Genomic DNA, 14,330 nt, shown 5'->3' on the forward strand with positions numbered 1-14,330 from the left:
CTTCAACCTGTAGACATTTTTTGTAGTTGCAGCTTCCTAAACAAGGTCACCGAGTCGGCCTTGGTCCAGAGACCGACATAGCCTTGCAGGGGGCGGTCAGCCTGATGGGTCATGATTGGGCTGTCGTTCAGGTAGGCCCTGATTTCGCCGTCGCCATGCTCCACACGCAGATCGTGCCAGGATCCCGCGGCAATGGGAATTTCCACTTCTTGTCGTTGCAACCGTTTGCCGTTGCGGAACTCGAAGAGAATGGCGTTGTCCTCCAGGGCGTTGATCCGGAATACGAAATAGTTGTCCCAATCCCGGATCCCGAAGGCCAACCCGCCGGCTTGGTCAATATCGCCGGATACGGGCTTGACTTGCACATGCGCCACGCCGTTTCCCATCAGGCTGTCCTTAGCGATAGCCAAGGGGAAGTAGTAGTACGCCTCGATGGTGTCCAAGAACTCCTGATACCGCTTTCCGATCAAGCGCCCCATGGTTTGCGCCGCGGCCACTGAGCCCAATGAGGCGAACTGGGAGCCGTCCTGTAAAACGGCGTCCTCTTGCGCATCCGTGACCTTGCGCCAGTATCCGTTGATCAGATAATACGTCTCGGGCGCATCCGGGTCAGCGGGTTGATGATAGTCATACCGCCCCTCGAAGAATGCATCCGTAAACTCAACCACCTGCTCCGGACTGTTCATGGCCATGTCCAGCAGGCGCGCGCTTCCCAGCAGACGGCCGGTCTGGTCCAGAACAAACTGGAGAGAGGTTTGATCCAGTCGTTTTTGTGACGCCTCGATCAGATCGCCGCGCAACGTGACGGTATATCCGAGTCGCTTCAAGACCTCGGCCATGTATTGAGCGCGCAACGATCTGCTGAAGTAGGGAGCCACGCCGCCTGCGAAATGCAAAGTCACATAATTGAGCTCAGGGTCAGGGCCGCAAAGGGCGTCCACCGTGGCGAGATGATAGCCGAACCGAATGTTCAGGTTCAGATAGTCCCGTGAGACAAAGGCGTAGCTTGCTCCGCCCAGGGCGTCTTCCCTTCCGGACTCGGGATTGGTTGACACAAGGGACAAAAAACCGCGGGCGCTCGAGGCGATGTTGCTGGTCCAGTTCAGACCGGGATGCGCGAGCCCTTGCCATAAGGCCTGAAAGGGAACGCTGGCCACGTCGTGCACGTTGATTTCGTCGCACGTCGTCAGGCCGGTTCGGAATCCGTCGTCCAGATCCAGGGCATAGAGTTGGACGGGGATGCTGACCTTCAGTCGCAAGGCGTGTTGCGCCGCATCGACGTCCTTGCCGAAGGCGAACATCTCCTGAACAGACTGTTCGTGACAATAGCGGATAATGTCGTGAAGCGTCAGACATCGCGCCTTCTGAAATTCCGGAGCCAGAGGATCGGTAAGGTTCAACGGGGAGATCAGATCAAGCAGGCGTTGCATGCGCAGATGGCCGGGACTGGCGAAAACGGGGCGCTTCAGGGGTTTGATGTTCCGGGCCAGTTCCTCGACAACACCGTGATATATTCGCCCTCTACTGGCCCAAAGCGTGATTTCCTGTCCTTGTTTCAGGATCTTGGTGGCCTGACCCGTGTTGAACAATGCCGGGACTCCGAACTCGCGAGCCACGGAAGCCAAGTGACTGGCAGTACTGCCGACGTCCGTGACGATACCCCTGACCATGCCGACCATTGGAGTGAGTGCGGTGGAAGCAGTGGGGCTGACCAATATGCTGTCCTGGGCCATGTGCTGCAAGGATTCTTCGGGGATCTCCAGCTCTGTTGCATCCAGAATCATCACCCTGCCGGCGGCCACTCCTCCGGAAGCGCACTGGCCTCCGTCAAGCAAAACGGGATGATCAAGTTGTTCGTCGGACAGCTCCACAACGCTTCCCGCGTCTGTTTTCACCACGAGGAGTGGGCGTGCCTGCAGGAAGTAGAGATGGTTCTCGGCATCCACGGCCCATTCAATGTCCAGTGGCCGCTGAAAAAAGATTTCCATGCGCAGAGTCAGCCGCCATAGATTGCTGAGGAGCTTCCGATCCAGTCCATCCGTTTTCATGAGGCCGCTGTCCTGGCCGTGAAAAGACTCTTCAAGGATACCAAAGGATTTTTTTTCGAGACGCCAGGACCAATCCGGAGAAGACGAACCCCCGACAAGTCCGCCGCCGAGTCCGGAAACCGCGCTGATGCGCATGCTTTGTTGGTCTTCAGTGACCGGATCAGCGGTATATGCGACTCCGCTCAGTTGAGGCTCGATCATCTCCAGAATCAGCACGGCCATGGGCGTTTCCCGGTCGTCCAAACCGTGATGCAGGCGGTAGGAAAGAGCCGCGGCAGAGTATTTGCTGGCCACGACGGTCTTGTAGGCTCGGATCAATTCCTTCAGGGACACATTCAGGACCGATTCGTATTGGCCCGCAAAGGAAGTCTCCGTGTCCTCGCCCACGGCGCTGCTGCGTACGGCCAAGCGAGACGTTGATCCTTCTTGGGTCAGGGTCATCCCGCTTTGCGTAATGGCCATTTCAAGATCGTCAGGCAAAGGCGTTTCCATGATCCAGGAACGGATTTTTCGTCCAATGACCTCCAGAGCCTTGGGGTTTTCCGTGTCCACTTCGGCCATTTCACTCTCAATTCTATCTTGCAGTCCGGTCTTGGCCCAGAAGGCATGAAATGCGGCAGTGGTGACGACAAATCCACGCGGAACCGGAAAGGAAAGATCCCTTTGCAGTTTGGCCAGGTTGGCCGCCTTGGCCCCGACGGCCCGACCATGATTCGCAGACACATCTTCCAGGTGCAAAATGAATTCCGTGGTCGGCAAGCGGAAGTAGGGCCTCAACTCGTCTCGAATGGAGCGTTCAATACTTTTCAGGGTGCCGTGCAAATACGAATTTCGATAATCGATCTCCTTCTCCCGGGTCATGTTTTCCAGGGAAAAGATCATGGCTTGGACTTTAGCGAGTAGACGATCAGCGTCCCTTTCCAGGCGAGGCAGGGTAAACGGTCGGATGTCGTAGTAGAGTTGCTCCAACTCGGCTATGAGCAAGAGGGATACCTGGCCGTGGTTCAACAGGTCCCTGAAATGTCGATAACGCTGGACATGCGCTCCATCCATGGTCGGCAAGGGCGCGCAGGTGGGGGGGTGCTGCGTCGAATCAGGCATTGATCGGCTCCATGGTTGTGTAAGAACCTTGTATCCCAGGTACGCGCACCACGTCTATTTCTACAAAGCCGTTCGACTCGTCTCCCGTCCGAAAAGAACGAACCCCAGTGTTCCCACAACACCGAAGGCGAACGCGGTCCAGAGGTTGACCTGGGGGCTGATCATCCAGAGGAAGGCCCCTCCCAGCGCGGCCACGGAGACGAAAACGTCGCGGATCAGGTAGTACAGGCCGAACATGCCCGCCCGGCAGTCTTCCGGCGCCAGATCCATGATCAGGGACTTGCGGGTGGGTTCGCCGAACTCTTTCAGGCCGCGCAATACGAACGCTCCGACAAGCCAGGAGAAAGACTGGCTGTACATCAGGACCAGCGGAAACAGCGTGAAGAAGACGAAGGTCGCCGTGATGAACGGCTTTTTCACTGTCCGGTCCGCCATGTAGGCCACGGGGATGTAGACCAGCATGGCTGTGGCCATCTCAATAGACGTCAGCACCCCGAACTGGACCGCCGAGACCGGCTCGGCGATGACCTGCATCGACCAGACGACCACGAAGGCGTAAGGAATCTGTTCGCAAAAACGGATCAGGACGTCCGAGACCAGCAGGCCTTTCATGGCGGCGGGCATGCGACGATAGAGCCTGATCGGATTTTTCTCCGGGGTCAGAGGGCAACGGTCTGCTGTTGTTGTCGGCGCCGGCGGCCGGTCCGGGATCATCCGCTGCTGCAGGACCAGGGCCGCTCCGGCGAGGACAAGGGCCGCGACAAAAGCCAGCCTGATCCCATCGGTCTCCCCCCAGGCCGCAATGAAAATACCGCCCAGAATCGGCCCCAGAGCCATGGGAATGCGTCGGACCAAGGAATGCATGGTCACGCCCATGGTCCGCTTACCTTGGGGCAGGACCGTGTACATCAGGCTCATGGTGGCGGGCATGGAAATGGCCGACCAGGAGATGAACAGCACCGCGCCGATGAGCACGGCCTGCCAGGTGGGAATCAGGATCACCAGGGCGTAACCGGCCATGGCCACCAGGTTGAAGATCAGCAGAGAGCGCTTGGCGCCGATGCGATCCGAGAGATATCCGCCGGGGAAGGAGTAGAGGGCCGACAGCAGGTTGTCCATGGCCTGGAGCAGGCCCACGGCCAGGGCGCTTCCGCCCAGAGCCAGAATGTAGATGGGCAGGAAGCGCTCGGCCATCCGCTCGCCCATGCCCACCAGGACGACCATGGCCAGTATGCCGACGGTGCCGGGGTGCAGGGCCAGAAAATCGGCCAGTCTGGCAGTTGCGCGAATGGGACGCGTTGGCGTGGGATTCGGATTCATGGATTTTCGTGACTTACTCCTGATAGCCTGCAAGAAAAAACAAGAAGTTTTGAACCGCCCGCTTCGCTCAAGGCGCAGGGGTCGCCAAGGAAACATTTTGGAAATCAGGGAAAGAGCTGCTTTCCAAAAGGATGTCTCACCCCTGTCGGGGTGATGTCACTTCGCCGTCAGGCGTGAAGTCTTTTGCCTGCCGCATCTTTCCAGCTGAAGGCAAAAATTCTTCTTGGCGTCCTCCGCGCCTCCAGAGAAGCGGGCGGTTCAAATTCTTTCTGCTTGGGTTGCGGGCAAAGCCCACTTTAGAGGTGGAACGAATTCAATCGGCGCCGGTTTTTTTGGCTCCGAAGTACATCAGATTCTTGTCGATCATGGCCTGCACATCCTCGACGAGATGGCCGAACTTGCCCTGGAGATCGTCGGCCAGGTGCTGGACGTATTCCTGGGCCGCTTCCTCGCCGAATTTTTCGGTGAACACCTTGGCGAACTCCAACACGCGGGTGATGTCGTGACGCTCGTCCTTGAAGTCCGGATGGTCGATCCATTCATGGACTTCCTTGTATGGATTTCCGGTGCGCCGGGCGCTGATTTCCAGGTGTTTGTGCACGGGAGGCATGGCATTTCTCCTTTCGGTTGAAGGGTGTTGCGGCTTAACCCGCCATCAGTGATTGTATTTCCTGGTGATAGCCGAGATATCGAGCCATGGTCGGTTCATTTTTTCCGTATTTGGGGAAGTTCCGGAGAATTTCCTCGAACCGTTCTTCGGCCTCCAGTTCACTGCTGATGGCCACGATGCCGTCATGAATAATGTCCACCAATCGATCGGCATAGATGATGATCCGCTCTTCCAGCCTGCCAAGAGTATAATCCTTGACCGGCAGACCAAGTTCAACCGCCTCGTCGGCGGTCAATCCTCCCCGGATGTGCTTCTCCATGATGGCCGTGACGGCTTCGGGCAATCCCAGGTCCCGGCCCATCCTTGCGCCGATCATGCCGTGCTCCATGGCGTGGGTTTTTGCCTTGCCCAGGTCGTGAAAGAGCGCCCCGCGCCCGACAAGCTCCATGTCCAAACCGGTTCCGCTGGTCTTGCGAATGCGTTCGGCGATTTCCAGCGCTTTCTCCGCCACCTGCACGCTGTGGGTGATGTCCTCCTCGGACATGCCGCTTTTTTTGAGCAGGTTGATGTCTTCCTCTTGAAGCATGGTGATTCGGTTCATATTGACCTCCGAAAAGTGACGTTGACGAGCAGTCTGTCAGTAGATAGGTATTTCATGCGGAATACATATCAACTGACACATATGTCGCCTTATTTTTATGTCAACTGCCATTTTAATATTTTTGAATTTGAGGCAATTGAACGAAGAGTCAATATGAAGACAACTGACGAAAAACAGGGCTCCACCTGGCTGCTCTGCATCCACAACATTCCGCCCAAGCCGCCGTACTTACGGGCCAAGGCTGCCAGACGCCTGGCCGCTCTCGGAGCCGTGGCCCTGAAGAACGCAGTGTACGTTCTGCCGGACGACGTACGCCAACGCGAAGGGCTGCTCTGGCTCTCCAGGGAAATCGAGCAGGGAGGCGGACGTGTATTTGCGTGTCGCGCTGCTTTTGACGTCGCCATCGGGAATGCTGACAACGATCGAATCAAGTCGTTGTTTATTGAGGCCCGTGATGCTCAGTACCGGGAACTGGCCGCCGAGGCTCGCCCCATTTTCGAGGGATTGAATGATTCCTGCGCAGCGGATGAAGGCCGCCGAAAGGAAACGGCGGCCTGGTTGGCGCAGTTGCGATCCCGGTATGACAGGATCGTTGCCGTGGATTTTTTCGGTGCACCTGGGCGCGAAGCAATGGAAAGCATTCTCGCCGGCGCGGAAAAGTGGCTGCGTTTGGCCGCGGCCGGGGAAGACAAAAGCTCCGAAATGGACGCGGCGCTGCGGCTGGAGGAGTATATCGGCAGAACCTGGGTAACGCGGCCGGGAATACATGTGGATCGCATTGCTTCCGCCTGGTTGATCCGGCGGTTCATTGACTCAGAGGCCATTTTCCGTTTCGATGCCGAATCCGTATCGCCTGGAGACCTGCGGTTCGACATGGCTGAGGCGGAATTCACGCATGAAGGGGCGGAGTGTACTTTTGAGGTCATGCTCCGCCGTTTCGGGTTGCTGGACGATTCAGCCTTGAAATCCCTGGGGGCGATCATTCACGACATAGATCTGGATGAGCACCATCCCGCCAGGCCGGAATCACCCGGCATCGCCGCGCTGATGGCCGGGATTGTCCTGCGCGAAGACGACGACGGGCAACGCTTGAAGCACGGCTTCCAGATACTGGACAGCCTCTTGGAATTCTTTCGTAAACATCCCACAACAAATAAAGCTGTCTGAAATAACGCATGCAAGGAATTCATTCACTCACGTTTTTCATGAAATGGAGCAGAAAGACATGCCGAATACAACTGAACATTGGAACAAGATATTCGCTGCCAAGGCGGACCCTGAACTAGGTTGGTATGAAGGCGATGCGTCGCAGACGCTGCGATTTCTTGAAGGGATTCCGCATCTGGAATCCGCCACGGTGTTTCTACCGGGAGCGGGAACCTCCGTGCTTGTTGACGAGTTATTGAACCGGTGTCATCAGCTTGTGCTGAATGACATCAGCGATGCGGCTCTCAATAAACTGAAAGACAGGATTCAGGACAACGGAAAAGTTGTCTGGTTATATCATGACATGTCGAAGCCGCTGCCGAAGGATTGTCCGCTCGCGGATCTCTGGATAGATCGGGCTGTTCTGCACTTCTTGCTTGAAGAGCCTGAAATTGAGGGCTATTTTGACAATCTCCGCGCCGTGATCAAGGATGGAGGGTTTGTTTTGCTTGCCGAGTTTTCGCCGGACGGCGCCCCCAGGTGTGCGGGATTGGATTTACACAGATATTCAGCAGAAGAGATGGCGTATCGACTCGGTTCCCAGTTCACCCTCATCCGCCAGGAAAGATTTAATTACATCAGTCCGTTCGGCGATCAACGACCGTATATATACGCCCTGTTTCAGAGAAGAAACAGTGACTGACAAGGCCGCTACGGCGGCGCGAATACATCCTAACCACACCAGGCTTGCCGTTGACGAAAAAAACCCGAAGTTTTGGAACGTGAGCGCCTGGCGTCGGCAATGTCTTGCTCAAGGACGCGCTGAATTCTCGCGTCATTTATGTCGTTTCGGATCATGCCCAGATCCACTCTGCCATAAATGATCTGCCTCGAGGGCCAGGGACGCTTCAGCTTGCAGCGAAGTGTTCAGATGAGTAGATAGTGTAATTATGTCCTCACCAATTATCGTATTTCCAAAGAATTTGTTCCACCGGGCTCCTGGGCTGTTGAGAACCACGAATCACTTCCTTTTTGTCCTGATCGTCATGAGCCTCTATGGCGGAGAAATTTGTCCCTACGTCAATACGTTGCCGCTGCCGCGGGTTTTCCTGATCATTTTGCCTCCCTTGGCTTTAGCCTATTTGGCCCGTGTACTTCTTTTACAGCAAATCGTCGATTCAGCTCCTCTTTTTTCCCGATCCCGCCGCCAGTTCTGGATGGATCTGCTCCTGTTCGTCGGCGTTGGGTTGTATATTGCATTGCATAATCTTTTTTTTCTTGGCTTCCCTTTCCTGCACAGCGGTCTGATGCTTTTTTTGGGGTTTCTGACCATGGGGTTGTTTCTGGCCCTGGACTTGGCCCTGGAACAGGACCGTTGCGTCTTTTTGCAAGCCAAATACAGTGGATTGGGCCGCTACCCGCCGGAATCACGTTTTCCAGTGTCCCGCAAATTACTGCTTTTGACCACGGCTCTCGCTGTTTTGACGGCGACAATATTGAGTCTCGTTGTATATCATGATCTGCATTGGCTCACGACCACCATCGCGACCGCGGAAAACATCACGGCCCTTGCCCGCGTTGTGATCATGGAAATCTTTTTCGTTACGGGCGTACTTCTGCTCATGGTCGTGAATCTTATTTTCTCGTATACGCGTAATCTCAAGATGCTTCTTGGCAGCCATGCCGACGTTTTGCAGCGCGTCAGCCATGGTGATTTAAGCGGCCATGTCCCGGCAGTTACCAATGACGAACTGGGATTTATCGCCGGACACACCAATTTGATGATCGAGGGACTTAAGGAACATCTTAGACTGACGAAAAGCCTGGAAGTGGCACGGGAAATTCAAAGTAGCCTGCTGCCTGAGAAACCTCCGTCCTTCGCCGGCCTAGACCTAGTCGGCACAAGCATCCCCTGTGATGCTATCACAGGGGACTACTTTGACTATTTCAAGTCAATCGACAACGAACGAGTGTTCGTGATGATCGGCGACGTCAGCGGGCACGGCATAGGTTCGGCTCTGATCATGGCCTCGGTCCGCTCTCTGATCCGATTAAGAACCGCCCTGCCCGGTTCACTGTCCGAATGCATGTTCGATGTGAATCGAATGATGTTCTTGGATACTTTCGGCACAGGAAGGTTCATGACGTTATTCTGCTTGATCGTCGACCACGAGAAAGTTCCCAGGTGGGTCAGCGCCGGCCACGATCCAGGCATATTGTACAACCCACGGACGGGCAGTTTCAGCGAACTGCGTGGAAACGGCTTACCGCTGGGAATTGTGCAGGAACGTCACTACCAGGAATTTGAAGGGGATGCCCTGGCCTCGGGCGAGATCTTGCTTATGGGCACTGACGGCATCTGGGAGGCGACGAATTCGGCTGGAGAATTCTTCGGCAAGGAGCGGCTGCGTGAGATCATCCGTGGAAACGCACACCGTACGGCTCAGGAGATATTAACTATCATCACCGATGCAGTCATTTCCTTCCGGGGCGATCAGGTCCAGGAAGACGATATTACCCTCGTGGTGCTCAAAGTTACTCCAGACGACCTGTATGCCTGACGAAACTGAAGGGCCTTGCCAGTTGGATGCTCTTCAAAAACAACAAAGGCTGATCAGTGTATCGCGAAGCCGTAATTCAAGCGTGCTTATCATCACCCGTAGAGGTTGCCTGTGTCTGTTCGCCGCACCACGAAATACGTCAGTCCGTGGGGGAATCGACGGGACCCTGAGTCGTTGCACCATTGTTGTCGCATTGCCGGGGAGCAGTTGCGTCCATTGTCTGCATCAGTCCCCTCGCCGCTCCTTCGCCACTCCGCCCGACTCCTGCTTCCCGGCCTCCGAATCGATGCGCACCGCCATGACGGCCTCGTCCAGGAGACCTGTCCAGGTTGATCCCAAGCTCTTCAGCCACGATCCGGTCAGTTTTCCGTCCTTCCACGATATCCAGAATCAACCTCGCGATATGTTCTTTGGGGATATCGGCCTCTCGGGCAGCGCGGGCCAATCGAACCAGGTTCCATTTGGGCTTGCGGAAACAGCCGGCGGTCAAACCGGCTTTCACGATGTGTTCCGCGTCCTGATCGGAAATTCCGTGTTGCATCAACCCGGCCTTGATTTCCAAGGCATTGAGCACATCGCCCATGGACTGCGGAGATCGTCCATGAAGATAAGCCTCGAGGACCTCCGGAGTGATTCCCAGGGTGGACAGATTGTGCATTCTTCGAAGGATGACGTCCCGATTTTTTGGTGTGTGGGGCGCTACTCCATCCAGAATTTGGGCAAACTCCTGGAAACGACCGGACAGTGTTTCCAGGGCCTCAACGATGCGCTCCGGAGAAACACGTTTGGCCAGCCCCTCTTCCACCTTGCGCAACAGAGGCTCCACGGGAAGACCGCCTGATGCCGCCTTTCCCAGAGATTCGAGCAGGGATTGCGTCTCGTGCCGAGGCAGGTTGTGGATATAGGCCAGAGCCAGCACACGATCCGTAACCCGTCCCGGCAACATGACAAGTTCATTGGCCATGACAGTCAGGGGCAGAAGCAGGGTCATGCCCAGCACGGCGACGGAAATTGTTTTTCTAAGAATATCCATACGCTTGTTCATGATCCTCCACGATGATCACGGAATTGCGGTTGCCAAAGTCATCGTCCACTGACAGCAAGGCTTGGGGATCATCCATGATCTGTTCCCCATTTACGAGAAACGCATATTCATGTTGCCCTCGCTCCAAAGCCACGGAGATGGCCCAATAACCTTCCAGATTTTCCACGGGCCGCATCTCAAATCCATGATCCCGCCAATTATTGAAGCTGCCGACCAAGGACACTTTTCGTGCGTCCTCAGCCTGAACCATAAACACGACGAGCGGGAGGTCCTGGTCCATACCTCCGAGAACCATATCGGAAACCGGCAGCCCGGCTTGTGCGCCCGCTCCTTCGTTCTCCGCGAGATCGCCCATTGGCTCTTCAAGCTTGCCCATGGTCAGGACGAACACCAAAAGCATCACCACGAGGCCCGCGCCCAGCGGGGCCGCGGGAACGATGCGCAAGGGTTTCGGCGTGATCAGCCACCGCCACAGGTCCGTTAACCGAAACAGGCGGCGCGAAGCCGCGGGTGCGGGGTGTTGAGCCTTGATTCGTCTCATGACCGTTGCGGTCACGTCGCCAGGCGGAAGGCTGTAGTCCAGACGGCTGATCAAGCCCGCTATGCGAGATTGATCCAAATCAGTTTCAGTGTGTTTCGTCATCAGAAGTCCTCCCGCGGCAGGAGATTGCGCATTTTTTCAAGACCGCGCTGAACGGTCATTTTGGCGTTGCTGAGACCTATATTCAGCGATTCAGCGATTTCCGAATACGAAAGCCCTTCTCGAAAGCGTAAAATCAAGGCCTCACGGGTCACTTCCGGAAGACTGGCCAGGGCCTTGTTCAACCGACCACGCTCCAATATTCGCTCATATGGGCCTTCTCCGGAGTCATCCGTACCGGACGGGTCGAAGCCGTTCTCGCACATCTGGTCCAGGCTTTGAGTTACATGGCGTTCCTTGTCATTCCCGCGCAGGTGGTCTCGGGCGATGTTCAGACCCAGAGTGTACAACCAGGGAAAAAAGGGCCTGTTCTGATCAAAGCCGCTCAGCTTCTCGTAGGCATGTGTAAATGTGTCCTGTGTCAAATCCAAAGCCAGATCCGCGCAACGAACCATGCGCAACATCAGGTTGTACACAGGGGTTTGATATCGATCCACAAGCACGGCATAGGCTTGCTGCTCACCAGCACGGACACGCAGAACGATTCTTTGATCATCGATTTCCATGGATTCGTGCCGACAGCGCCGCAAGGTGTACATACTTCAAATATACGTTCCCTGTAAGGAAAAAGTCACAGGTTGATGATGTTGCTCGACGGAAAACTGGGAAACATGGGGACAATTCGTCAAGGCGGTGGATGTTTTGAACTGAAATATCTGAATATAATCACTTGTACGAATGAAATGTCGCATTGTTTGTGACCTTTTTGCACAATACTTCGTAGATATAATCATAAGCCCTTCACTCAGACTGCGCATGGTTTGAGATAATCCGGAATAATCGGACCGTGGACCGGATTTGGATCAGAATCGTCAATTACTTAACCTGGACTGGAGGATGTTGTGAAGAAGACATTGTTATGTGGAACGATGTGCCTTGGCCTGATGTTGTCCGGAATACATTTGACCTCAGAGGCAGCGGCAGCGAACAGCAATCAGGAGCTTCGAACGGCTTTTGAAACATCGCCTCGATGCTCGAGACTCTCACTGGCTCGAGGCTGCAACTTGGGCGGTGCAGACAAGAGAATTGAACGCTGCCAGAGGACTGAAGGCAAGAGCCACATTAAAACGAGGCCGGATTTTGTCCAGAGATGTGTTCGTGGCACGGAACTCGGCACGGTTTCCAGTGAAGGAACCGCCGCAGCCTGAGAAGATTTTCCGCTGAAGTCAACTCAGCGATGTTCTGGGTAATGAAAAAAGGTACGGATAAAAAGTAGACGCTGCTATGTTCTTGCTGACGCAGGCGGCTTCAATGCCCTGCCTGCATTACCTTATAAACAGGGCATGATGAGCGTGGCGGTTACCTTTTTTTGATAATGCAATTGGCATTAATTCTCGACATAGATTTTGAGTATGTTCACCTTAACCTTTCGGAGGCAGTTATGCGGAAAATTTCCACCATCAGCACGGCAGTTCTGATTATCGCTTTGTTGTCCTTCCCTGTTCTTGCCCAACACGATCACGGGGCTGAACCATCAGAAGGCCAGATCACGGATGCGCATCCCGTTCACGGGACACTGACAGAGGAACAGCGCCAAGCCGTCCGGAACATGGTCGAGTCCCATCGCCAGGAAGTCATGCACCACAATCTGCGTATGCGTGCCAAACAGGCGGAACTGGATGTCCTCCTGGCATCGCCCGAGGTAAATCAGGAGGCCATCAATTCCGTAACCGAGGAAATCACGCAACTTCATGGTGAAACCTTGAGAATGAAAAATAACCTTCGCCGCGCCATTTACGAAGAAACAGGACATTTGATCCGCTCCGGCACACTCGGCGGCAAAGGCCGCGGCATGGGCGGCCGCGGCATGAGATCCGGGATGGGAAGCATGGACAAGTGCCCGATGATGTCCGGACATTCGGATCATTAAACAACGTTTGTTAACGCAATACAGTAAAAGCCGCCTCGATACAGGGCGGCTTTTTTTTGGCGCGCACTGCAGGGCGCATCCACTTCGCGCATTGGCTATGATCATATATTTGTGCAACACATCACAATCTACTGTGCCCTGAGAGGCTGGACCTTCACCTAAAAAGTGATACAAGTAATTCCACGGCATCAAGCTGTGTTTGCTGTATGACGACCCAACTTCAAAGGGAGGAGTGAGCATGAAGAACGATGGTGGATGGAGTCCCTACGTGGCTGGAGGCCTGAGCGGTCTGCTCGGCGTAATGTCGGTCTGGTTGACCGGCCAGTTCTTCGGTGCGTCCACATCTTTTGTGCGGACAGCGGGAATGATCGAACAATGGTTTGGACCGGAACGGGTTGCGCAATTGGAGTATTTTACCAGGGTGGTTCCTCACATAGACTGGCAGTGGATGTTCGTGGTCGGCATAGTTCTCGGTTCGTTGATTTCAGCAGCGACTTCCGGATCATTTCGATGGCAGTCCGTGCCTGACATGTGGCACAGGCGTTTCGGGCACACTCCGGTCAAGCGTGCCGTGCTTGCCTTTTCCGGAGGCGTGGTGGCCATGTTCGGCGCCCGCCTCGCGGACGGCTGACCCAGCGGTCATGGGTTGAGCGGTTCGCTTCAACTGGCTGTCAGCGGCTTTGTGGCTCTGGTGTGCTTTTTTATTGGCGGGATGATCATGGCCCGCATCGTCTATGGAGGGAAAAGGTCATGAGCACTTTGATCTATGGTCTGATCACCGGCTTTCTCTTCGGCTTCCTGCTCCAGAAGGGGCGCGTTCTGCGCTACGACAAACAATTGGGCGCGCTCAGACTGATGGACATGACCATCATCAAATTCATGCTGTCCAGCGTCATTGTCGGCATGGTCGGGGTTTACCTCCTGCAGGACCTCGGCGTTGCCAAGCTCTCCGTAAAGTCTCTGGTCCTTGGGCCGGTCATTATCGGAGGCTTGATCTTCGGCCTGGGCTGGGGGCTTTTGGGATATTGTCCCGGAACGGCCATGGGCGCCCTGGGTGAAGGCCGTTTTGATGCACTGTGGGGCATCCTGGGCATGGTGGTGGGGGCCGGCATTTTCGCCGAGGCTTATCCCTGGCTCACGGCCACAGTGTACACTTGGGGCGACCTGGGCAAATTGACGCTCCCCCAGATGCTCGGCGTCAACCACTGGGTGGTCATCCCGGTGTTTATTATCTGCGCGGTCCTGCTTTTTCGATGGTTTGATAAGAAGGGATTATAGGACGCAGCTCTTCACGCGAAACCCGGCTTGCCTTGATTTGCGAGGCCGCA

13 protein-coding genes are annotated in these 14,330 nt (G+C 55.3%); 6 read left to right on the forward strand and 7 right to left on the reverse strand.

Going from position 1 to position 14,330, the window contains the following annotated elements:
* Positions 1–2 precede the first annotated feature (2 nt).
* The 4 genes from BLP93_RS10200 to BLP93_RS10215 form a co-directional block, all read right to left on the reverse strand.
* The gene (locus BLP93_RS10200; protein ID WP_092120957.1) at positions 3–3,149 is read right to left on the reverse strand and encodes a PEP/pyruvate-binding domain-containing protein; all 3,147 of its coding nucleotides are present in this window, start codon (positions 3,147–3,149) and stop codon (positions 3–5) included.
* A gap of 60 nt (positions 3,150–3,209) precedes the next feature.
* Positions 3,210–4,469: an MFS transporter gene (locus tag BLP93_RS10205; RefSeq protein WP_092120960.1), complete on the reverse strand. Its 1,260-nt coding sequence runs from the start codon at positions 4,467–4,469 to the stop codon at positions 3,210–3,212.
* Between the two features lie 313 nt (positions 4,470–4,782).
* The gene (locus tag BLP93_RS10210; protein ID WP_208596618.1) at positions 4,783–5,079 is read right to left on the reverse strand and encodes a hypothetical protein; all 297 of its coding nucleotides are present in this window, start codon (positions 5,077–5,079) and stop codon (positions 4,783–4,785) included.
* A 34-nt stretch (positions 5,080–5,113) separates the two neighbouring features.
* Entirely contained in the window at positions 5,114–5,680 is a 567-nt protein-coding gene (locus tag BLP93_RS10215; protein ID WP_092120963.1) for an HDIG domain-containing metalloprotein, read from the reverse strand.
* A gap of 153 nt (positions 5,681–5,833) precedes the next feature.
* Here BLP93_RS10215 and BLP93_RS10220 point away from each other — a divergent pair, with 153 nt between their 5' ends.
* From BLP93_RS10220 to BLP93_RS10230, 3 genes are all read left to right on the forward strand, one after another.
* The gene (locus BLP93_RS10220; RefSeq protein WP_092120966.1) at positions 5,834–6,847 is read left to right on the forward strand and encodes a chromate resistance protein ChrB domain-containing protein; all 1,014 of its coding nucleotides are present in this window, start codon (positions 5,834–5,836) and stop codon (positions 6,845–6,847) included.
* 58 nt (positions 6,848–6,905) lie between these two features.
* Positions 6,906–7,529, forward strand: coding sequence for a class I SAM-dependent methyltransferase (locus BLP93_RS10225; protein ID WP_092121245.1), 624 nt, complete (start codon positions 6,906–6,908; stop codon positions 7,527–7,529).
* Between the two features lie 247 nt (positions 7,530–7,776).
* Positions 7,777–9,387, forward strand: a complete 1,611-nt coding sequence (locus BLP93_RS10230; protein WP_092120969.1) for a PP2C family protein-serine/threonine phosphatase — start codon at positions 7,777–7,779, stop codon at positions 9,385–9,387.
* 139 nt (positions 9,388–9,526) lie between these two features.
* Here the strand turns inward: BLP93_RS10230 and BLP93_RS10235 are convergent, their stop codons facing one another.
* Genes BLP93_RS10235 through BLP93_RS10245 form a run of 3 tightly spaced genes read right to left on the reverse strand, consistent with a single transcriptional unit; the run spans position 9,527 to position 11,638 of the window.
* Positions 9,527–10,432 carry a hypothetical protein gene (locus tag BLP93_RS10235; RefSeq protein ID WP_139162976.1) on the reverse strand — a complete coding sequence of 302 codons (906 nt, stop codon included), beginning with the start codon at positions 10,430–10,432 and terminating at the stop codon, positions 9,527–9,529.
* Positions 10,407–11,075, reverse strand: coding sequence for an isoamylase early set domain-containing protein (locus BLP93_RS10240; protein ID WP_092120977.1), 669 nt, complete (start codon positions 11,073–11,075; stop codon positions 10,407–10,409). The genes BLP93_RS10235 and BLP93_RS10240 overlap by 26 nt, the downstream gene beginning before the upstream one ends.
* Positions 11,075–11,638, reverse strand: a complete 564-nt coding sequence (locus BLP93_RS10245) for an RNA polymerase sigma factor (protein WP_161946282.1) — start codon at positions 11,636–11,638, stop codon at positions 11,075–11,077. The genes BLP93_RS10240 and BLP93_RS10245 overlap by 1 nt, the downstream gene beginning before the upstream one ends.
* Before the next feature lie 875 nt (positions 11,639–12,513).
* On the opposite strand from BLP93_RS10245, the gene BLP93_RS10250 reads away from it, so the two are divergent.
* From BLP93_RS10250 to BLP93_RS10260, 3 genes are all read left to right on the forward strand, one after another.
* Positions 12,514–13,002: a Spy/CpxP family protein refolding chaperone gene (locus BLP93_RS10250; protein WP_161946283.1), complete on the forward strand. Its 489-nt coding sequence runs from the start codon at positions 12,514–12,516 to the stop codon at positions 13,000–13,002.
* 238 nt (positions 13,003–13,240) lie between these two features.
* Positions 13,241–13,756: a YeeE/YedE thiosulfate transporter family protein gene (locus BLP93_RS10255; protein ID WP_153304283.1), complete on the forward strand. Its 516-nt coding sequence runs from the start codon at positions 13,241–13,243 to the stop codon at positions 13,754–13,756.
* Positions 13,753–14,280 (forward strand): DUF6691 family protein, encoded by a 528-nt coding sequence (locus BLP93_RS10260; protein ID WP_092120986.1) that lies wholly within the window; start codon positions 13,753–13,755, stop codon positions 14,278–14,280. The genes BLP93_RS10255 and BLP93_RS10260 overlap by 4 nt, the downstream gene beginning before the upstream one ends.
* The last annotated feature ends 50 nt before the right edge of the window (positions 14,281–14,330 follow it).

Origin of the sequence: Desulfonatronum thiosulfatophilum (assembly GCF_900104215.1) — a bacterium.
Classification (GTDB): domain Bacteria; phylum Desulfobacterota; class Desulfovibrionia; order Desulfovibrionales; family Desulfonatronaceae; genus Desulfonatronum; species Desulfonatronum thiosulfatophilum.

What these genes read in the sequence shown, in the direction of transcription:
- BLP93_RS10200 (WP_092120957.1), bottom strand. Translation starts at nt 3,149, where the DNA reads ATGCCTGATTCGACGCAGCACCCCCCCACCTGCGCGCCCTTGCCGACC.
- BLP93_RS10205 (WP_092120960.1), bottom strand. Translation starts at nt 4,469, where the DNA reads ATGAATCCGAATCCCACGCCAACGCGTCCCATTCGCGCAACTGCCAGA.
- BLP93_RS10210 (WP_208596618.1), bottom strand. Translation starts at nt 5,079, where the DNA reads ATGCCTCCCGTGCACAAACACCTGGAAATCAGCGCCCGGCGCACCGGA.
- BLP93_RS10215 (WP_092120963.1), bottom strand. Translation starts at nt 5,680, where the DNA reads ATGAACCGAATCACCATGCTTCAAGAGGAAGACATCAACCTGCTCAAA.
- BLP93_RS10220 (WP_092120966.1), top strand. Translation starts at nt 5,834, where the DNA reads ATGAAGACAACTGACGAAAAACAGGGCTCCACCTGGCTGCTCTGCATC.
- BLP93_RS10225 (WP_092121245.1), top strand. Translation starts at nt 6,906, where the DNA reads ATGCCGAATACAACTGAACATTGGAACAAGATATTCGCTGCCAAGGCG.
- BLP93_RS10230 (WP_092120969.1), top strand. Translation starts at nt 7,777, where the DNA reads ATGTCCTCACCAATTATCGTATTTCCAAAGAATTTGTTCCACCGGGCT.
- BLP93_RS10235 (WP_139162976.1), bottom strand. Translation starts at nt 10,432, where the DNA reads ATGAACAAGCGTATGGATATTCTTAGAAAAACAATTTCCGTCGCCGTG.
- BLP93_RS10240 (WP_092120977.1), bottom strand. Translation starts at nt 11,075, where the DNA reads ATGACGAAACACACTGAAACTGATTTGGATCAATCTCGCATAGCGGGC.
- BLP93_RS10245 (WP_161946282.1), bottom strand. Translation starts at nt 11,638, where the DNA reads ATGGAAATCGATGATCAAAGAATCGTTCTGCGTGTCCGTGCTGGTGAG.
- BLP93_RS10250 (WP_161946283.1), top strand. Translation starts at nt 12,514, where the DNA reads ATGCGGAAAATTTCCACCATCAGCACGGCAGTTCTGATTATCGCTTTG.
- BLP93_RS10260 (WP_092120986.1), top strand. Translation starts at nt 13,753, where the DNA reads ATGAGCACTTTGATCTATGGTCTGATCACCGGCTTTCTCTTCGGCTTC.